Annotated in this window: 20 protein-coding genes; 15 read left to right on the forward strand and 5 right to left on the reverse strand. The window is 64.1% G+C overall.

The genetic code is table 11. The features are described 5' to 3' along the window. The first annotated feature begins 45 nt into the window (after positions 1-45). The 4 genes from ABMA32_RS12570 (at position 46) to ABMA32_RS12585 (ending at position 4548) form a co-directional block, all read left to right on the forward strand. A complete protein-coding gene (locus tag ABMA32_RS12570) occupies positions 46-1284 on the forward strand; it encodes an extensin-like domain-containing protein (RefSeq protein WP_349014101.1) in 1239 nt (412 codons plus the stop codon). Positions 1285-1484: 200 nt separating this feature from the next. Beyond that, on the forward strand, positions 1485-2381 hold the full coding sequence (locus ABMA32_RS12575; RefSeq protein ID WP_349014728.1) for an extensin-like domain-containing protein: 897 nt from the start codon (positions 1485-1487) through the stop codon (positions 2379-2381). A 41-nt stretch (positions 2382-2422) separates the two neighbouring features. Continuing rightward, complete coding sequence (locus ABMA32_RS12580; protein WP_349014102.1) at positions 2423-3157, forward strand: LssY C-terminal domain-containing protein; 735 nt, start codon at positions 2423-2425, stop codon at positions 3155-3157. A gap of 83 nt (positions 3158-3240) precedes the next feature. Beyond that, a complete protein-coding gene (locus ABMA32_RS12585; RefSeq protein WP_349014103.1) occupies positions 3241-4548 on the forward strand; it encodes a hemolysin family protein in 1308 nt (435 codons plus the stop codon). 58 nt (positions 4549-4606) lie between these two features. Here the strand turns inward: ABMA32_RS12585 and ABMA32_RS12590 are convergent, their stop codons facing one another. Then, positions 4607-5209, reverse strand: a complete 603-nt coding sequence (locus ABMA32_RS12590) for an NADPH-dependent FMN reductase (RefSeq protein ID WP_349014104.1) — start codon at positions 5207-5209, stop codon at positions 4607-4609. A gap of 85 nt (positions 5210-5294) precedes the next feature. Between ABMA32_RS12590 and ABMA32_RS12595 the strand changes: the two genes are divergently transcribed. Continuing rightward, positions 5295-5684, forward strand: coding sequence for a winged helix-turn-helix transcriptional regulator (locus ABMA32_RS12595; RefSeq protein ID WP_349014105.1), 390 nt, complete (start codon positions 5295-5297; stop codon positions 5682-5684). A gap of 9 nt (positions 5685-5693) precedes the next feature. Here the strand turns inward: ABMA32_RS12595 and ABMA32_RS12600 are convergent, their stop codons facing one another. Beyond that, positions 5694-6029 carry an acyl-CoA thioesterase gene (locus ABMA32_RS12600; RefSeq protein ID WP_349014729.1) on the reverse strand — a complete coding sequence of 112 codons (336 nt, stop codon included), beginning with the start codon at positions 6027-6029 and terminating at the stop codon, positions 5694-5696. A gap of 241 nt (positions 6030-6270) precedes the next feature. Here ABMA32_RS12600 and ABMA32_RS12605 point away from each other — a divergent pair, with 241 nt between their 5' ends. The 4 genes from ABMA32_RS12605 (at position 6271) to ABMA32_RS12620 (ending at position 10583) form a co-directional block, all read left to right on the forward strand. Further along, entirely contained in the window at positions 6271-7887 is a 1617-nt protein-coding gene (locus ABMA32_RS12605) for a GMC family oxidoreductase (RefSeq protein ID WP_349014106.1), read from the forward strand. Positions 7888-7950: 63 nt separating this feature from the next. Continuing rightward, positions 7951-8382, forward strand: a complete 432-nt coding sequence (locus ABMA32_RS12610; RefSeq protein WP_349014107.1) for an endonuclease domain-containing protein — start codon at positions 7951-7953, stop codon at positions 8380-8382. A gap of 75 nt (positions 8383-8457) precedes the next feature. Next, the gene (locus tag ABMA32_RS12615) at positions 8458-9666 is read left to right on the forward strand and encodes a mandelate racemase/muconate lactonizing enzyme family protein (RefSeq protein ID WP_349014108.1); all 1209 of its coding nucleotides are present in this window, start codon (positions 8458-8460) and stop codon (positions 9664-9666) included. Next, on the forward strand, positions 9663-10583 hold the full coding sequence (locus ABMA32_RS12620; RefSeq protein ID WP_349014109.1) for an NAD(P)-dependent oxidoreductase: 921 nt from the start codon (positions 9663-9665) through the stop codon (positions 10581-10583). The genes ABMA32_RS12615 and ABMA32_RS12620 overlap by 4 nt, the downstream gene beginning before the upstream one ends. A 64-nt stretch (positions 10584-10647) precedes the next feature. Here ABMA32_RS12620 and ABMA32_RS12625 read toward each other — a convergent pair whose 3' ends face one another. Both ABMA32_RS12625 and ABMA32_RS12630 read right to left on the reverse strand, forming a co-directional pair. Next, positions 10648-11574 carry a diacylglycerol/lipid kinase family protein gene (locus tag ABMA32_RS12625; RefSeq protein ID WP_349014110.1) on the reverse strand — a complete coding sequence of 309 codons (927 nt, stop codon included), beginning with the start codon at positions 11572-11574 and terminating at the stop codon, positions 10648-10650. A gap of 512 nt (positions 11575-12086) precedes the next feature. Beyond that, entirely contained in the window at positions 12087-13076 is a 990-nt protein-coding gene (locus ABMA32_RS12630; protein ID WP_349014111.1) for a hypothetical protein, read from the reverse strand. A gap of 146 nt (positions 13077-13222) precedes the next feature. Here ABMA32_RS12630 and uvrB point away from each other — a divergent pair, with 146 nt between their 5' ends. From uvrB to ABMA32_RS12655, 5 genes are all read left to right on the forward strand, one after another. Then, the gene (gene uvrB, locus ABMA32_RS12635; protein ID WP_349014112.1) at positions 13223-16246 is read left to right on the forward strand and encodes an excinuclease ABC subunit UvrB; all 3024 of its coding nucleotides are present in this window, start codon (positions 13223-13225) and stop codon (positions 16244-16246) included. A 6-nt stretch (positions 16247-16252) separates the two neighbouring features. Then, positions 16253-17032, forward strand: coding sequence for a pseudouridine synthase (locus tag ABMA32_RS12640; RefSeq protein ID WP_349014113.1), 780 nt, complete (start codon positions 16253-16255; stop codon positions 17030-17032). Between the two features lie 98 nt (positions 17033-17130). Then, complete coding sequence (locus ABMA32_RS12645) at positions 17131-17538, forward strand: hypothetical protein (RefSeq protein ID WP_349014114.1); 408 nt, start codon at positions 17131-17133, stop codon at positions 17536-17538. A gap of 79 nt (positions 17539-17617) precedes the next feature. Continuing rightward, entirely contained in the window at positions 17618-17971 is a 354-nt protein-coding gene (locus ABMA32_RS12650) for a DUF1428 domain-containing protein (RefSeq protein WP_349014115.1), read from the forward strand. A 105-nt stretch (positions 17972-18076) separates the two neighbouring features. Then, complete coding sequence (locus ABMA32_RS12655) at positions 18077-18361, forward strand: hypothetical protein (RefSeq protein ID WP_349014116.1); 285 nt, start codon at positions 18077-18079, stop codon at positions 18359-18361. A 61-nt stretch (positions 18362-18422) separates the two neighbouring features. Here the strand turns inward: ABMA32_RS12655 and ABMA32_RS12660 are convergent, their stop codons facing one another. Continuing rightward, entirely contained in the window at positions 18423-18950 is a 528-nt protein-coding gene (locus ABMA32_RS12660; protein WP_349014117.1) for a Kazal-type serine protease inhibitor domain-containing protein, read from the reverse strand. A 384-nt stretch (positions 18951-19334) separates the two neighbouring features. On the opposite strand from ABMA32_RS12660, the gene ABMA32_RS12665 reads away from it, so the two are divergent. Further along, a complete protein-coding gene (locus ABMA32_RS12665; RefSeq protein WP_349014118.1) occupies positions 19335-19547 on the forward strand; it encodes a cold-shock protein in 213 nt (70 codons plus the stop codon). Positions 19548-19608 lie beyond the last annotated feature (61 nt).

A 19608-nucleotide genomic window follows, 5' to 3' on the forward strand; every position in this document is an offset into this window, starting at 1 on the left:
TCCGATCGACATGCAACCTCCGCTGCGTGAACTCGTTGAGTGAGCATGGGCAAGCTATCGATCCCACGACTGACCATTGCGATAGCGATTCCGGCAATCCTCCTTTCTTCTCCAACCGAATCCTTTGCGGCCAAAAGCTGGCTGGAGAAAAGGCTGGAAAAGGTCTTCTCCGCGCCGCAAAAGCAAGCCACCAAAAAGCGCAAGCAGCGCCGTGCTAACACGTCGGTACAATCAGCCGGCAGCATCGTCCTGCCCGCGACCGCTCCTATCCCGGAATTCGCGGTGCGTGACCAGGCTTCAGCACAGCCGCCTCTGCCCAAAGACGAGCGCGCGCAAAAGGGAATGGACGCAGAAGCGCCTGATGAGGTGAAACTGGCCCACACCGAGGCAACGGACAACGCTTCGCCATCGCCCCCGGCCCCGCCTGTCTCCGAGCCGGCGAAGGACAAAGCGGCCCCGAACGATGTCGAGCTTCCCGACACGGCGCCTGCGCCTGCGGAGGTTCCAGTTGAAGCGCGCCCAGAACAACCGGCCGTGCCGGACAAGGGCGTCCCAGTCCCTGAAGAGAAGCCTGCGGACGCGGGAGTCGACCCCCTCGAGACAGTTCCACCGGAGCCGCCGAAGCCTGAATTCCGTCCAGACAGGCCGGACTTGGAGAAACCTGCTGAACAGGCCGAGCCGGCTGAGCCCCCTCCGCCTCCCGATCCCAGATCCGCGGTCAGGCCCGATCCGTCCGGCAAATTGCCAGAGGAAGAACTCGCCTGTCGCAGTCGCCTGACCGATCTAGGCGTAAAGTTCAAGGAAGCAAAAGCCGAAAGCGACCCTTCCGGCTGCTCGATGCCCTATCCGATAATCGTCCAGTCGCTAGGGGGTGGCTTCGAACTCGCGCCTGATGCGGAAATGAACTGTTCGACGGCGGAGGCCACCGCGAGGTTTACGCGCGATGTCATCTCGCCAACCGCGAAGACCGTGTTCGGGACAACGCTACGCTCAATTTCGCACGCCTCAGCCTATGTCTGCCGGCCCCGCAATGGCACGCACAAACTCTCCGAGCATGCGTTCGGCAACGCGCTCGATATCGCTGCATTTACTCTTGCGGACGGGACAGTGGTCGCCGTGGAGCTAAACCCGCCGGAGAAGCACCTGCTTTTCCTCACCAACGTTCGGGCGGCGGCCTGCGGGCCGTTCAAGACAGTGCTCGGCCCCGGCAGCGACGCCGACCACGCCGAGCACCTGCATTTCGACCTCGCTCCGCGCCGGCATGGCGGCACGGTCTGCGAGTAAGCTCGCCGCAATTCCGCCGCACGCGTAAATTGCAGCGCTGAGCTTTCCTTTACGATTGCCGCCTAGACTGGGTCCTCTCCAGAGCAGGACGCCCCCCGCATACGATTTCGACCTGCTCTTTCTATCGAGTTTTGGAGCCGCCGATGGCGAAGCATCGCCACCACCTCTCAGCCTTGCAAGGCCGCGCGCGTTCACGCGTGATGTCCGGCGTTGGGGTGGTTGCACTGGCGGCGTTCCTGGCGGCCTGCACCACAGGCAGCGTCCTTTCGCTGCAGCCAGCAGTCGATGTGGGTTCCTCGACGGCCTCGGTGCCGCGCATCGCCGAACCGCTGCCGCGCGGCGCGGCGCTGGAGGACGCGCAGTCGCCTGCCTTCGAGGCGCCAACCGTCCAATCGCCTGATGTCTTTTCGCCGGAAATGCAGGCGGATGTGTCGGCCGAGGTGCAGACCGCCGCAATGGTGCGGCCACGGCAAGGCACCGGGCTGCAGACGCTCGTGCCGAAAGACCCCTATCTGGCGGGCTACCCGCGCATGGATCCTCCGGCTGCGCCCGGCAGCTACCTGCCGGCCGATGAGGTCGACTGCCGCAAGCAGTTGAAGCGCCTGAAGGTGGAATTTAGCGACCTCGCGCCCATCCGCGACGGCCAGTGCGGCATCGACCACCCGGTCAAGGTGTCGGCGATCGGCAGCGTCAAGATGAAGCCGGCGGCGACGCTGACCTGCGCGATGGCGCTGACCTTCTCGCAATGGACGAAGAACGAACTCGTGCCCTCGGCAAGACGGCGCTATTTCACAGGCGTGCGAACCATCAACCAGGGCTCGAGCTATTCCTGCCGCAAGATCGCCGGCAGCCGCACCCTTTCGGAGCACGGCAAGGGCAACGCGCTCGACATCATGAGCATCGAACTCAACAACGGCAAGGACATCGACGTGAAAAAGCCGGGCTTCTTCGCATTCCGCCAGAAGGGCCTGCTGAACACCGTGCGCGCCGACGGCTGCCAGTATTTCAACACGGTGCTCGGCCCCGGATACAATTACGACCACCGAAACCACTTCCACTTCGACATCAAGGATCGGCGTCGCGTCGCCTGCCACTAGGGCCACTTGGCGTCAGGCTCGCCCTGCGTCATAGATAGGCAATGCCCGCTACGGCCGAGGAACCGCAGAAGCACCGTTCGAAACGGTCGCGCCGCGCCGCGACCGCCAGCCTCGTCGCCCTGCTCGCCTATCTCGCGGTCGCCTACATCGCCGCGCCCGAATTCTGGTGGGTTCACGAGGGCGGTCTCGACCAGCGCGACATGCGCACAACGACAACCGACGGCATCCCCGGCGACCCGATCAATGTCGGGCTGGTCGGCGTCAAGAATGACGTCCTGCAGGCTTTCGCGGCAGCAGGCTGGCGGCCGGCCGATGCTATCACGCTGAAGACCAGCATAGAGATCGGCCTGAGCGTCGTCCTGCACGAACCCGATCCGGACGCGCCCGTCAGCACGCTGATCTATGACGGACGCCGGCAGGATCTCGCCTTCGAGAAACCGGTGGGCGACAGCGCCGACCAGCGCCACCATGTCCGGCTCTGGCAGACGGATCCGCTCGCACCGGGCGCGCAGGGACCGCTCTGGCTGGCCTCCGCCAGCTTCGACCGTGGCGTCGGCGTCAGCCACGACACCGGCCAGATCACCCACCATATCGGGCCCGACCTGGACGCCGAACGCGATTTCGTGATGTCGAATCTCTCACAGGCCGGCTGGGTGCGATCGACATACGACATCGAGGGCTCCGGAGCCACGAAAACCGGTCGAAACGGCGGCGGAGACCCCTACTTCACCGACGGCAAGGTGCTTGTCGGCGTGTTGGGCAAACCTGCGGAATGACCATCCGACCACCCTCCAGCCATTGTATTAATCCCGTTAGGCCCTATAGTTAGCGGTCCCTGCGGGATGTTTTTTGACCTTCGATGTACTTAGAAATTGCGATTGTCGTCGTTCTGATCCTTGTGAACGGCCTTTTGGCCATGTCGGAACTGGCGGTTGTTTCATCCCGTCCCGCCCGCCTCCGTGCCATGATCGAGAAAGGCGTGCGCGGAGCAGCGCCAGCGCTTGACCTCGGCTCGAATCCGGGACGCTTCCTCTCCACAGTCCAGATCGGAATCACGCTGGTTGGCGTGCTCTCCGGCGCGTTCTCAGGCGCGACGCTCGGCCAGCGCCTGAGTGAGGCACTGCTGGCGCAGGGGTTTTCGCAAGGCGTTTCCAACACGTTGGGCGTCGGCATCGTGGTCGCGGTCATCACCTACGCCTCGCTGATCATTGGCGAGTTGGTGCCGAAGCAGGTCGCGTTGCGCAATCCCGAACGCGTCGCGGCCCTTGTGGCGCCGACCATGAAACTGCTGTCGAGGGTGGCGCTGCCGCTGGTCTTCCTGCTCGATGTTTCGGGCAAGGCGGTGCTGCGGTTGCTCGGCCAGAGCGGCGACAGCGATGAGAAGGTCACCGACGAGGAGATCAGGATGCTGGTTGCCGAGGCGGAACACCACGGCACCATCGAATCTGACGAGCGGCGCATGATCGCCGGCGTCATGCGCCTCGGCGACCGGGCCGTTCGCGCTGTGATGACGCCGCGTACCGACATCGACTGGCTGAACCTCGAAGCCGACGAAGCGGCGACGCGGGCAATGCTGATCGAGACGCAGCATTCCCGGCTGCCGGTCGGCGAAGGCGTGATCGACAACATGATCGGCGTGGTCAAGACGCGCGACCTGCTTGCATCGCTGCTTGCCGGCGAGCCGTTCGAGCCGCGCAGGCACATGCGCACCGCCCCGATCGTTCATGATCAGGCCGATGCGCTCGACGTGCTGACGACGCTGCGCGAATCCGAAGTACCGGTCGCCCTGGTCCATGACGAGTACGGTCACTTCGAGGGCATTGTGACGCCGGCCGACATCCTGGAAGCGATCACCGGTGTGTTCCGCTCCGACCTCGACGAGGAGGACGAGCCGCCGGCGGTCCGCCGCGAGGACGGCTCATGGCTGCTGGCCGGCTACATGCCGGCCGACGAGATGGCCGACCAGCTCGACATCGACCTGCCTGAAAACCCGGACTATGAAACAGTGGCGGGCTTCGTGCTTTCGCACCTGCACCGCCTGCCGGCCACCGGCGAATGCTTCAACGCGCAAGGCTGGCGTTTCGAGGTGGTCGATCTTGACGGCCGCCGCATCGACAAGATCATCGCCTCGCGCCTGCCCGATGTACACCGCGCGGCGAAGAGCTGACGCCAAAAAAGGGCGGCACTAGCCGCCCTCCTCGGTGATCAATTGGAATCAGGCTCTTTTATTCGGCCGCCTGCTTGGCCTGCACATCATCCTCGCGCGCCTTCTTCAAGACCTTGGCCCACCAGGCGAGGTCGTCGAGCGCGGTTTCGGCAGCCTGATGCAAGTGCTCGAAATCTTCGAGCTTCTTGCCCTGTTGAAGGATCTGGATGAAATCGCCCCACGTTACGTGAACGGCATGGCGGATTGGCGTCATCTGCAGTTCGACGGCATGCAGGCGCAGTTGCTCGATGGCGCGCGCACCGCCGACACCACCATAACCCACGAAGGTCACCGGCTTGCGGTTCCATTCGGTATAGGCGTAGTCGAGCGCATTCTTCAGCACAGCCGTCGGGCCACGATTGTATTCGGCGGCCGTGATGACGTAGCCGTCATACTCCGCGACCTTCTTCTGCCACTTCTGCGCGACCTCGTTCTTCGACGGCGCCCATAGCGACGAAGCGGCCTCGTCGAAGAAGGGTAGCGGATAGTCGCGGAGGTCAACGATCTCGACATCGAAATCGCCGCGCGCCTTTGCTATATTGGCGATCCATTCGGCCGGCTTGTCGCCGAAACGGGTGGCGCGGGTCGAGCCGATGATGACCGCGATCTTGGGTTTGGACATTTCAGTCTCCTGTAAAGCTCTAGTATCCGTTAGATACCTGAACTACATAAGATACTGACAACGAGCCCCACAAGGAGGCACTTTTTTGAAACTAGGGCACCCGCACAACACCGAGGATTGCCGCGCGGTAAGCGATATCCTCCAGCGCGTCGGCGACAAATGGACCGTTCTTGTTGTCGATAAGCTCGGTGACGGACCGCTTCGTTTCAACGAGCTGCGCACGGCCGTCGGCGGCATCTCGCAGAAGATGCTGACCACGACGCTGCGCGGGCTGGAACGTGACGGCTTCGTCACGCGCACCGTCTATCCGACGATCCCGCCGCGTGTGGACTACGAACTGACCGAACTGGGCTGCGAGTTGCTGAAGCCTGTCGCGGCGCTCGGCGAATGGGCGCGGAAAAATACGAGCAAGGTCAACGCCGCCCGCGCGCGCTTCGATGCGATGTCGGCCGACAAGCGTATCCGCGTGGGCTGACCGCCCGCCTCACTCCGCCGGGACGGCCGTCGGCTTTCCTTCGCTATCAAGCGCCACCATGACGAACTCGGCGTCGGTGACCTTCTCCCTGACATGGGAGAGATAGCGCTGCGCCCACGCCTCGACCTTGAGCGTCATGGACGTACGGCCGACGCGCGTCACCGCCGTGTAGATGCTGAGCGTGTCGCCGACCTTCATGGGTGCGGCGAACGACATCTCCTTCACCGCCGCCGTCACCACGCGGCCGCGCGCACGCTCGGCGGCGCGGATGCCGCAGGCCAGATCCATCTGCGCCATCACCCAGCCGCCGAAGATGTCGCCGGCGGCGTTGGTGTCAGCCGGCATTGCAAGCGTCCGCAACGTCAGTTCCCCGATCGGATGGGTCTTGGTGCCGGTCACCTGATGCACTCCTCCTGCAAAGCACTGCTTCCCTCATGCCGCAGCCCTTGCCGAAAGCCAAGGCCCCCTCGCCCGCCCATTGCGCGCAGCCCTGCGGTCGCATTTTCCACAGGGTATGCCGGAAGCCGCGTGACGCAAGCATTCGCCCCGGACTAGCTTCGGCGGGCTTCACGGGCAAAGCGTTCGCATGCAGACTTATGATTTCATTGTCGTCGGAGCGGGTTCGGCGGGTTCGGTCCTTGCCGAACGCCTGTCGGCGAGCGGCCGCTTTTCGGTGCTGGTGCTTGAAGCGGGCGGCACCGACCGCCGTTTCTACGTCCAGATGCCGCTCGGCTACGGCAAGACCTTCTACGACCCTGCGGTCAACTGGAACTACCGCACCGAGCCGGACCCCGGCCTTGCCGGCAATGCCGACCACTGGCCACGCGGCAAGCTTCTGGGTGGGTCGAGCTCCATCAACGCCATGGTCTGGATCCGGGGCCAGCGCGAGGATTTCGACGCCTGGGCAGCCGCAGGCAACCCGGGATGGTCGTATGCCGACCTGCTGCCGGCCTTCAAGGCGATCGAGGATTTTGAGGGCGGTGCGGACGAATGGCGCGGGGCCGGTGGGCCGGTGCATGTTCAGGACTGCCGGCCGCTTGTCCATCCCCTCACCCAGCGCTACCTGAAAGCCGCCGAGCAGGCCGGGCTGCCGCTGAACCCCGATTTCAACGGTGCGAGCCAGGAAGGCGCCGGCGTCTACCAGATCACCGCGAAGAACGGCCGGCGCATGTCGGCGGCACGCGCCTTCCTGTGGCCGGCAATGAAGCGCGCGAATGTGCGGGTGGAAACCCATGCGCTGGCGACGAAAATTCTGTTCGAGGGCAGCCGCGCCGTCGGCATCGAATATGAGCAGCACGGGCGAAAGCATATCGTCCGCGCCGGACGCGAAGTGATCCTGTCGGGTGGCTCGGTGAACTCGCCGCAACTGCTTCAGCTTTCGGGGATAGGCCCGGCCACGCTGCTGCAGGGCCTCGGCATCCCGGTCGTCCATGCGAACGATCACGTCGGCGCGAATTTGCAGGATCATCTCGGCATCAACTACAGCTTCAAGGGACGCGAGCCGACGCTGAACCAGATCCTGCGGCCATGGTGGGGAAAGATGCTGGTCGGCATGCAATACCTGCTGCTGCGCAGCGGCCCGCTGTCGCTGTCGATGAACGCGGCAGGCGGCTTCTTCCGCACCGACCCAGCGATGACGCGGCCGAACATGCAGCTCTACTTCCAGGCGTTTTCGACCGTTATCCCGAAGAGCGGCGAACGGCCGATCCTGACGCCCGACCCGTGGCCCGGCTTTTCCGTCGGCCTCTCCAACTGCCGGCCGTCGAGCCGTGGCGAGATCATGATCCGAAGCGCCAACCCGCGCGATTATCCGAGGATCACGCCCAACGCCTATTCGACGGACCAGGACGTCGCCGAGATGCTGGCGGCGGTGAAGTTCGTACGGAAAATCGCTGCCCAGCCGGCGCTGGCCGAGATCATCGAGGAAGAAGTGCTGCCCGGCCCGTCGATCACCTCCGACGAAGACCTAATCCTCGATTTCCGCAAGCGCTCCGGCACTGTCTATCACCCGGTCTCGACCTGCCGCATGGGTCCGGACGCCGGCAACAACGTCGTCGATCCGCGCCTGCGGGTCCACGGCATCGCCGGCCTGCGGGTCATCGACGCCTCGATCTATCCGGATAATATCTCGGGCAACACCAACGCCGCGTCTATCATGACGGGCTGGAAGGGCGCCGACATGGTGCTGGAGGATTGTGGATGAGCGCGACTTCCTCTCCCCCGCGAAGCGGGGGAGAGGTGGCCGCGAAGCGGTCGGTGAGGGGGAATGCAGGAAGGCAGCCGAACAAGGCGCAGATCAGGCGCGACCACTCGGGCGAGGCAGCTCCGTCTGGGAGACAACATGTCCGAGGCGCTGTTGTGGAACGAATTGAAGGATAGACGGCTCTGCGGCTTCAAATTCGTTCGTCAGTGTCCGATTGGTCCATTCATTGCCGATTTCCTTTGCAGGCAACATAAGCTTGTCGTCGAGGTCGACGGAAGTCAGCATGCGGAAAGCGAAACAGATCGGCGGCGCGAGGAATACATGCGAGAAAAAGGATACGCGACACTGCGCTTCTGGAACACCGACGTGATCACGAACATCGAGCCCGTTTGCGAAACGATTCTGGCGGCCCTGACAGGCAAACTGAATGGCGACGTCGAGTCATTCGAGATGAGATTTGTAGGCGTTTCGGCCAATCCCAATGACAAGAGATAGACCCCCTCACCGACCGCTTCGCGGCCACCTCTCCCCCGCTTCGCGGGGGAGAGGAAACAGCGACAGGATGCAGCCATGAAAATCACCGACGTGAAGACCTGGGTCGTCGGCAATCCGCCGCCGGGCATTGGCGGCAAGTATTTCATCTTCGTGAAGCTCACGACCGACTCCGGCGTCGTCGGCTATGGCGAGGCCTACAACGCGACGTTCTCGGCGCATGTCACCGCTCGAATGATCGAGGACATGGCGGAGCGTTATTTCGTCGGGCAAGACCCACATGACATCGAGGTGTTCTTCCGCCGCTGCTACTCGTCCGGCTTCACCCAGAGGCCGGACGTCTCCGGCATGGGCTGCTTCTCGGCGCTGGAGATGGCCTGCTGGGACATCATCGGCAAGGAAGCCGACAAGCCGGTCTACAAGCTGCTCGGGGGGCAGGTGCACGAGACGTTGCGGAGCTACACCTATCTCTACCCTCATACGGGCAGCGTCCACACCGAGGATGTCGCGCCGAAGAACGTCTACAACGACCCGGACATGGCTGCGGAATGCGCGGCACTCTACGTGCAGCAGGGGTTTGATGCGGTGAAGCTCGACCCGGCTGGTCCCTATACCGCCTTCGACGGCCACCAGCCCCGTCTCATCGACATCGACCTGTCGGCGCGCATGCTGAAGGCGATCCGCGAGGCGGTCGGCACCAAAGCCGACATCCTGTTCGGCACGCACGGCCAGTTCACGGCGTCGGGCGCGCTGCGCATGGCCAAGGCCATCGAACCCTACGACCCGCTCTGGTTCGAGGAGCCGGTGCCGCCGGATATGCCGGAGGTGATGGCCGAAGTGGCGCGCGGCACGTCGATCCCGATCGCAACCGGCGAGCGGCTGACGACGAAATTCGAGTTCGCGCGTGTCATCGAGACGCGTGCGGCGACGATCCTGCAGCCGGACCTCGGCCGCTCGGGCGGCATCCTCGAGACGAAGAAGATCGCGGCCATGGCCGAGGCCTACCACATCCAGATTGCGCCGCACTGCTATTGCGGGCCGATCGTCGGCGCGGCCAACATCCAGCTTGCGGTGACGCTGCCCAACTTCCTGATCCTTGAATCGCTGAAGCAATGGGACGGCTTCCACGAAAAGCTTCTGAAGAAGAAGATCGACTGGCACGACGGCCACGTCATCCCGTCGAAGGAGCCGGGGCTGGGCGTCGAACTCGACGAGGCCGTCTGCGAGGCACATCCCTATGACGGCAAGGCGCTGCATCTTGAGATGCGGCCGACGCCACTGACATGAAAAAGCAAGCTTACGCCTTCATCGGCCTCGGCCATCTTGGCGGCAACCTCGCCGCCTCGCTGCTGCGCGCCGGCTTCGACGTCACCGTCTATGACCGCGACCCTGCAGTGGTCGCGCGGCTGGTGGCGATGGGTGCGAGCGCTGCAGCGAGCCCCGCAGCGGCGGCCGCCCGCGCGGGCAACGCGATCACCTGCCTGCCCTCGCCCGCGGTGAGCGAGGCGGTGCTGGCTGGGCCGGCCGGTCTGCTCGAAGGCCTGCCCGAAGGCGGCACATGGATCGAGATGTCCACCAACGGCCGCGAGGAGATCGTCAGGCTCGCTAGCATAGCGAAAGAAGCGGGCGTCGAGACGCTGGAATGCCCGGTCACCGGCGGCGTGCATCTGGCAGCGGTTGGAAAGATCACCGCACTGGTCGGCGGCGACGCCGCGCTCTACGAAAAACACCGCGCTGCGATCGAGGCGATGTGCGCGAAAAGCTTCCTGATGGGGCCGATCGGCTCGGCGGCGGTCATCAAGGTCATCACCAACATGCTGGCCTTCATCCATCTCGTCGCGGCCGGCGAAGCACTGATGCTGGCGAAGCGCGGGGGGCTAGATCTCGCGCAGGCCTACCACGCCATCGTCGCCTCGTCGGGCAACAGCTTCGTCCACGAGACGGAAAGCCAGCTCGTCCTGAACGGCTCCTACGACATCGGCTTCACCATGGACCTCGCGCTGAAAGACCTCGGCTTCGCGCTCGCCATGGGCGAGGAATTCGGCGCGCCGCTGGACCTGGCATCTCGCGTCAACGCGATCTTCGAGGAAGGCAAGGAGGCCTATGGCGGCAACGCATGGTCGACGCAGATCGTGAAGCTTCTGGAAGACGCCACCGGGACCGACCTGCGTGCGCCAGGCTTTCCTTCGAAACTGGAGGTATGACCGATTTACTTGCAAAAACAGAAACTTGATCCGCCGGGTAGAATCAAACCGGCAGTGACTTGATTCAATCTCTCAGCGTCAGCGCGCCGGGCAGGATGTCAAAAGTCGCCGGCGCCTGGCCTAGCGGCTCCCCGTCGGCCTCGACCAGAAGGGCAGTCCCGTCCAACGGCTCGACCAGGAGCTTGCGGCCGCGGAAAATCGTGATCGCCGGATGGTTGCGATGCCGTCCGCCATAAAGCAGTCGGATATCGCGGATCAGGCCGAGCTTGCCGGCCGCACGCAGCATCACGACATCGAAGAAGCCATCGTCGACCTTGGCATCCGGCGCGACCATCATGCCGGCTCCGAAAAATTTCCCGTTGGCCGCCGTCACCAGGGCGACCCGCGCCTCCATGGGTTCGCCGTCGTCGATCGTGATGCGGACGTGCTGGAAGCGATAACGGACGAAAGCCGTGACCGTGCGCCAGAAGTAGAGTGCCTTGGCGGAAACGCGGCCCTTACGTTCGTCCGCGTTGACGGCGCGGGCAACCGTCCCTGACAGGCCGAGGCTCGCGATATTGACGAAATGCCGGCTGGCCAGACGGCCATCGTCATCAATGTAGCAGACACGGCCGGCATCGATCCTGCGACCCGGCGAGTCGGCAATGCGCCGCAGCGCAGCTTCGTCTTTCGAGGGCAGCCCCAGCCCGCGTGCAAAATCCGTTCCAGTGCCGCATGGCAGGACACCAAGCGCAGCCGCATGCCCTTCCGCGCCTGCCGTGATCAGGCCGCAGGCAACCTCGCCAACCGTGCCGTCGCCGCCTGCCGCGATCACCAGTTTGCAACCGCCGGCGGCAAGGTCCATCGCCAGAGTCACGCCGTCACCCGACGCCTGCGTCTCGCGCAGATCGACCTCGCCGAACATCTCCCTCAGCGCCACGCCGATCTCCGGCCACCGGCGCTTCAGCCTGCCGCCTCCCGCGACAGGATTCATGATGACGCCCACCTTCATCGCCATCCTCCCCGCACGCACCCTGTGTCAGTTCAGGGCCAACGGCAAGCGCAGGAAATTTTAGCCGGCGTTCCCCGATAATCCCGTTTTCCACAGGCCTCGGGCCATTCCCCAGCTGACTTCCCTGACGTACGGTCAACCCATCTCAGGCCCCCACGGAAACGGAGCCGCAAGGCGAAGGGAAAGTGAGGGAGCAACCTGGGGACCCGGAAACGGGACAGGAAGGCGACGGGTTTTCCCGTGACGCGCCAGTCAGACGACCGGGGACCGCGGGAAGCGTGCAAGCGCGTACGGCGGACCGATGCTGCCATGAAGGACCGGGAAAGTCTTTCGATGGCGCGTCAGCAGACCCTTCGGGAGATGCGGGCGTTGGTCGGGCAGATGCGAATCTTTCGGGAAGCGCCCTGCCGGACCGTCAAGACAAGGGACCAGCGCGGCTCCACGTCCTTCGGGCGGTGGATGCGAGCGAAGGCCAGGGTCTGACAGGGAGGCGCTGGGAGCAATCCCGGCGCCTACTCTTTTTGAGCTGGCCCTGCTGGCTGATCGTCGCTGCCGCCGACCTTGCGCACCAGCGATGCCGTCGCCAGCAGCGCCGCCATATCCGCTACCATCGGCTCGACGTGAAGTTTGTAGTCGAGCGGCTGCGAGATGCCGGGCAGCTCGAAGAAATTCTTCTTCTGCGGGATGAGCAGGAAGCCGTCATCGCCCTTCAGCGCGACCAGCGCCGGGCTTTCCGGCCATGTTTCGACCAGCCATTCCAGCGCCTGCGCCAGCCTGCCGCCCACCAGCGGCTGTGCGGCCGCAACATTGTCGGTGCGGAACTCGTAGATCTCGTCCAGCGCCGCGTTGCCGCTCTGCACTTCCTTGAACTTTTCGCCGAACAGGCCACGGAAGAAGCCGGCGACCTTGCCGGACTTGCGCGCCGCGAAGAGAACGCCCTTGAACGGCGTCGGCGTCTGGAAGGCGATGATGACGCCCTTGAACACCTCCGAGCTCGACTTGCCGGACTTTTGTCGCAACGTCGCCTCATAGAGCTCGAACGGAAAATCCTCGTAGCGTCCGGAGATCACGTCGTCGAATTGCTGTCGGTTGAACGCGCCAAGCATCTCGCGCGGCAACCTTTCATAGGAGAGGGGCGTGGTCCCGTGGCCGTACTTGATGTCCTCGATGAACCGGAAGATGACCGGAATGGCGCGGTCGCGCAGCGCCTGTTGCAGATTTTTCGCCGGCTTCACCGCCTGCGCATGCATGAACAGCAGCGCGGCGAAGCCAAACATGTAGATGAAGATGTGGGGCGTCGAGAACCACAACTCCTGCGGATGGGCGAGCCCGTTGGCCAGCCAAGCAAGCCCGAAGATGACGAGAAGCGTTAGCCCGTCGAACAACGGCACACGCCACAGGAGAGACCTGTGTACGCGGGTCCGCTCGGCCTCGTAGCGGTCCATGTCCGCCTTGATGCCGGCGATAACATCCTCGCCGGGCAGGAAATCGTCCGCCTTCATCGCCCCCTCCGATTGACCAAGCCTCTATAGCGGCTTTTGGGCTCGGTGTCCGCTCCTGACAACCTCCTGTCAGGAATGTCCGTCCAGGCGTTGCGGCAAGCCAACCGGCACTTTTCATTCCGCCTGACTCGCCCCATATTCAGGACATGGCCAAAACCCCTGACAAGAAGCCGCCGGCGACCGACGGCGCAGCGTCCTATCGCAAGCGCGGCAACCCGCTGACGGACTATCTCGACGCGGCCGTTCCGCTGGAGCGCAAGGGGTTTGCCGAAGCGCCGCAAGCCGAGCTTTCGGGCCGTCCGCTTTCAGGCTCGATCTCGGATTGGGCCGATCAGATTGCGCGAGAGGCGGATACGTCCGTCCAGCCTGACATCTCGCCCTCGAAGGCAGAGACCGGCAAATCCCAAAAACCGTCGAAAAAAATCCCCGAGCGCTCGTCCGCGCCAACCCGCAGTGGGCGCGGCACGTCGATGGGCGGCGCGGCGACCCCGAAGGAGCGCGCGGCCGCCGGCCTGAACCCGGTGCCCGGCCTCGACATCGCCCTGGAGGACGTCGACAAGCTCTCCAACTCCGGCGTTACCGCAACAGTGCAGGCGCTTGCCGATCTCATCGAGAGCGGCAACCCGCTGCACAAGAATGGCGAGCTATGGGTGCCGCACCGCCCCGCACGCCCGGAGAAATCCGAAGGCGGCGTGCCGATCACCATGGTGTCGGACTTCCAGCCGGCCGGCGACCAGCCGCAGGCGATCAAGGATCTCGTCTCAGGCGTAAACGAGGCGGAGCGCACGCAGGTGCTGCTCGGCGTCACCGGCTCGGGCAAGACCTTCACCATGGCGAAGGTGATCGAGGAGACGCAGCGCCCCGCCCTCATCCTCGCGCCGAACAAGACGCTGGCCGCCCAGCTCTACGCCGAGTTCAAGAAGTTCTTCCCCGACAACGCGGTCGAGTATTTCGTCTCCTATTACGACTACTACCAGCCGGAAGCCTACGTCCCGCGTACCGACACCTTCATCGAGAAGGAAAGCTCGATCAACGAGCAGATTGACCGCATGCGCCACTCGGCGACTCGCTCGCTGCTGGAGCGCGACGACGTCATCATCGTCGCCTCGGTTTCCTGCATCTACGGTATCGGCTCGGTCGAAACCTACACGGCGATGACCTTCCAGATGACGGTCGGCGACCGGCTCGACCAGCGGCAGTTGCTCGCCGACCTTGTCGCGCAGCAGTACAAGCGGCAGGACATCAACTTCGTGCGCGGCTCGTTCAGGGTTCGCGGCGACACGATTGAGATCTTCCCTGCCCACCTCGAAGATTCGGCGTGGCGTATCTCCCTGTTCGGCGACGAGATCGAGAGCATCACCGAGTTCGATCCGCTCACCGGGCAGAAGACCGGCGACCTCAAGTCAGTGAAGATCTATGCCAACTCGCACTACGTGACGCCGCGCCCGACGTTGAATCAAGCCATCAAGTCCATCAAAGAAGAACTGCAGTATCGCCTGCAAGAGCTTGAAAAGGCTGGACGTCTTCTTGAGGCGCAGCGGCTGGAGCAGCGCACGCGCTTCGACCTGGAGATGCTGGAGACGACCGGTTCCTGCGCCGGCATCGAGAACTATTCACGTTACCTGACCGGCCGCCGGCCGGGCGATCCGCCGCCGACGCTGTTCGAATATATCCCTGACAATGCGCTGGTCTTCATCGACGAAAGCCATGTCACCATCCCGCAGATCGGCGGCATGTATCGAGGCGACTTCCGCCGCAAGGCGACGCTTGCCGAATACGGCTTCCGCCTGCCGTCCTGCATGGACAACAGGCCGCTGCGTTTCGAGGAATGGGACGCCATGCGGCCGCTCTCGGTTGCGGTGTCTGCGACGCCCGGCAGTTGGGAAATGGAAGAGGCCGGTGGCGTCTTCGCCGAGCAGGTCATCCGCCCGACCGGCCTGATCGACCCGCCTGTCGAGGTGCGCCCGGCCAAGACGCAGGTCGATGATGTCGTCGGCGAAATCCGCGACACGACGAAGAAGGGCTATCGCACGCTGGTGACGGTACTCACCAAGCGCATGGCCGAGGACCTGACCGAATACCTGCACGAGAACGGCGTGCGCGTGCGCTACATGCACTCCGACATCGACACGCTGGAGCGCATCGAAATCCTGCGCGACCTGCGCCTCGGGGCGTTCGACGTGCTGGTTGGCATCAACCTGCTGCGCGAAGGCCTCGACATCCCTGAATGCGGTTTCGTCGCCATCCTCGACGCCGACAAGGAAGGCTTCCTGCGCTCGGAGACGTCGCTTATCCAGACGATCGGCCGCGCTGCGCGCAACGTCGACGGCAAGGTGATCCTGTATGCGGACAACATTACCGGCTCGATGGAGCGGGCGATGGCGGAGACGAACCGCCGCCGCGAGAAGCAGCTCGCCTGGAACGAAGCCAACGGCATCACGCCGGAGAGCGTGAAGTCCCGCATCTCCGATATTCTCGACTCTGTCTATGAAAAGGACCACGTCCGCCCCGACATCTCGGACTTCGCCGCCGACGGCAACATGGTCGGCAATAATCTCAAGGCGCATCTGGAATTCCTGCAGAAGAAGATGCGCGACGCCGCGACCGACCTCAATTTCGAGGAAGCCGCTCGCATGCGCGACGAGATCAAGCGCCTGACCGAACTGGAGCTTGCCGTCTCCGACGATCCGCTGGCGCGCGAGGTCGAGGGGCAGAGCCCGTCGAGTGGCCGCGAGAAGGGCAAGCACAACAAGGGCGTAGCCAGGCATCGCACGGCAGAGGAGCAGGAGCGTTTTCGCCAGATGGATGCAGCGCGTGCGGCGGAAGCGGCGGCGAAGGCCGCGCGACCGAACCTATTCAAAAAGCCTGATCTCGACGAGATGGGCACGTCGGGCGATCATACCGTCCCGGCCGGCGCCGTACCGCGCTCCCTGTTCAAAAAACAGTCCGCCAGCGAGGCGCACCAGTCCGATTACGGCGTCCGCGACGATGGCTCGTCGCTGTTCCGCAAGAACTCGCTGGACGAGATGACCGTGCGCCGCACCGAAAAGCCAGTCGAAGGCGTCAAGCCGGTCAAGCGCGCCAAGATCGGCGCCGGCTCCTATGAGGACCCCGCCGACGAGGCGAACCGCAAGAAGCGCACCGGCAAGACCGGAAGGCCCGGACACTAGCCTCCGATGAAGCCTGCGGCACGACGATCTGCCGGCGACCGGCCGCGTTCCGCCGGAGTCAGCCTCAATCGCGCGCTTTCCAAGCTTGGCTATTGCTCCCGCACGCAGGCCGAAGCGCTAGTGGCCGCCGGCCGGGTCACGGTTGGCGGCGAGGTGGTTCGCGATGCCGAGCGACGCGTCGATCCGGACCGCGACACCATTGCCGTCGACGGCAAACGGGTTGTCGAGGAACGCAAGGTCTACCTGATGGTCAACAAGCCGCGCGGTCTAGTGACCACGCGCGACGACCCCGAAGGCCGAGGCACGGTTTATAATTGCCTCGACGGACTTGACCTGCCCTTCGTCTCGCCGGTCGGACGTCTCGACAAGGCGAGCGAGGGTCTCATCCTCATGACCAACGACACGCGCTGGGCCGATCGCCTGCTCGACCCCTTGTCGGGAGTCGACAAGCTCTATCATGTGCAGATCGGCGCGGTGCCGGACGAGGCGCTGCTGGAGCGGCTGCGCGCCGGCGCTACGGTCGGAGGCGAGACATTGAACGCCAGGTCGGTCGAGCTTCTGCGCGCCGGCCAACGCAATGCGTGGCTGGCAATCGAACTCGACGAAGGTCGCAACCGCCACATCCGGCGCCTGCTCGAAGCGAATGGCGTTGAGGTGTTGAGGTTGATCCGCGTTGCCATTGGGCGGCTGCCGCTCGGCGACCTCGCCAAGGGCAAGGCACGACATCTCACCGCCGAAGACCTTGCTTTGCTTGCCGATCGGGGGGACGCCGACGAGCTGGGGTAGGTGGGCGTGCAGGTCTGAACGCGATCTGCACGGTTCCGTGAACCTTTCCCCGGTTGATGCGTTAGCGGCCCGTTGGGACGCATCTCGAGGAAACGCTTATGAAAATTCTATCCATGGCATCGGCGGCCTGCCTGGCCGTCAGCTTGGCCTTTGTCGCGCCGGCAGGAGCAGCCCCCGCCGTAAACCCCGGCGTTCAGGCGCCCGCAAGTCTGGTCGTCCCGGTCAGGGGCTGCCATTCCGACGTCCGCAGGCACTATGTGCCTGAGTTCGGCCGCACGGTCGAGCATCGTCACCGCCGTGACTGCCGGCCTGTCCGGGTCGACGGCGGACCGGGGCCTCGGCCAAGGGACTGCCACCGCGACGCCCGCAGGCACTACGTCCCCGGTATCGGCCGCGTGGTCCACCGCCATGTCGGGCCGGACTGCCGCGTCCGCGTGTTGCGTCGCTACGATCAGGGCGGACGCAACTGCGTCCAGATCGGCCCGGTCCGCTACTGCGAGGGCTAAGCCAGACTGGAATCGACGGACCGGTGTCGGATTGGCGCCGGTCCGTTCGTCCTTGAAGCGACAATCAAGGAGAACGCACATGACCTACGTCGATGGATTTGTAATCGCCGTGCCCAAGGCCAGGCTCGAGGAATACAAGGAGATGGCGCGCAAGGGGTGCACCGTTTGGATGGAGCATGGCGCGCTCAGCTATGTCGAGACGGTCGCCGACGACGTGCCCTACGGCGAACTGACTTCGTTTCCGCGCGCGGTCATGGCGACGGAGGACGAAACAGTGATTTTCTCTTGGATCACCTACAAGTCGCGACAGGACCGCGACCGCATCATGAAGCTCGTCATGGAGGACCCGCGTATGGTCGGCGAGATGGACAAGATGCCCTTCGACGGCAAGCGCATGATTTTTGGCGGCTTCGAAACTGTGGTCCAAAACTGATCAGTTCCGGCGGCTGGCCTAGCCGGAAAATTAACCACCGCGACCCGTGGGGCAGGAAAGCGGAACCAATGCGCACTATATGACGCCGGTCAGCCGGAGGTTGTGATGCGCATTGGACCTTTGTTTCTTGCAGCGGGGCTCGTGATGTCGGGTGTCACGGTCGCGGGCGCCGACACCACGCTGCCAACCATGCAACTGCCCTCGACCGCGAGTCCCGGCCAGCCGCTCGACTATCAGAAGAAGCATCAGAAAAAGCGGCAAGACGACTACTGGCACGCGCAGGCCGACTGTCACCGCGACGTCCGCACCCACCGCATCAACGGCGTGAAGATCCGTCATCGCCATGTCGGTGACAACTGCCAGGTGCGCGAAGTCCGCCAGGTTAACTGACCAGGCCACTCCCGTCAGGATTGCCGGGAGCGGCGATTATCAACTCAGCCTCGGCCCGCGTTCAGCATCGGCCGGGTCTGATCACGCGCCAGCCGGCGGCGTCTGCTTCGCAGGAATTGCCGAAGGTGCGTAGTTGTCCACCCTGCCTCGCGCAGACGGGACGATATTCGCGGGTGCAGACCTGAGGCTGGCTCCCGCCGCCGCTGCGGCACTCCCCGCGATGGAGTACGCGGAAACCGGATGCGTCAGCCATACAGGAGTTGGAGAACGTACGCTGCGTGTTGCCGCGCTGGGCGCAGACCGGCCGGAATTCAAGCGTGCACGCCTGCGGCGGCTGGCTGCCTCCTCCCCGGCGGCATTCTCCGCGATGGGCCACCCGGAAGCCGGACTGGTTGGCGACGCAGGCGTTCGAGAAGGTCCGTCGCGTATCGCCGCGTTGCCCGCAGACCGGCTGGTATTCGCGAGTACAAAATCCCGGGGCTGGACCCCGACGAACGGGCCCGGGTTCCTCCACGACCACGCAGGACGACAGAAAGACAAGGGCCGCGGCGATCGCCGCGCACCCGCGCGCAATAGCAGTCCAACGCATGAAAATCCTCCTCGTTGCCCCCCGTGCAATGCTTCACAGACTTGCGATTATTTCAAGCGATAACCCACACGCACCGCCGCTCGCCACTATGCGCGGGGGGCGCCAGTTCCGAAATGTCGGAATGTCTGGCCCGCAACGCAGTGCGACATCTTGTCAAAACGGCGCATTTATGCGACAAATCCGCCGTTCGGGCGTTTACTGACCCGGAGAGTGGAACGTTTGACCGGCCCTTTCCCCGAAGCTGTGAATATCTGACGGCCCCGCTTTGGCGGGGGGTTGTTGCATGCGCGAATGCATGAACCGCCAAGACGAAACCGGGACCTGCCTGCCGGGCGAAGCGGCGGATCAGGGACCAGAGCAAGCAACGGGTGAAGGAGTTCTCCCATGTCCCAGACCGGAACCGTAAAGTTCTTCAACGCCACCAAGGGTTTTGGCTTCATCACGCCCGATGGCGGCGCCAAGGACGTTTTCGTCCACATCTCGGCCATCGAGAAATCGGGGCTGCGCACCCTGATCGACGGCCAGAAGGTCACCTTCGACGTCGAGCCCGACCGTATGGGCAAAGGCCCCAAGGCGGTCAACCTGAAAGCCTCGTAGGCACAGCGCCAGCAACCATATCGCATTTATCTTGAAGGGCACGGCATTAGCCGTGCCCTTT

This window comes from Mesorhizobium quangtriensis, assembly GCF_040081925.1.
Lineage (GTDB): Bacteria > Pseudomonadota > Alphaproteobacteria > Rhizobiales > Rhizobiaceae > Mesorhizobium_K > Mesorhizobium_K quangtriensis.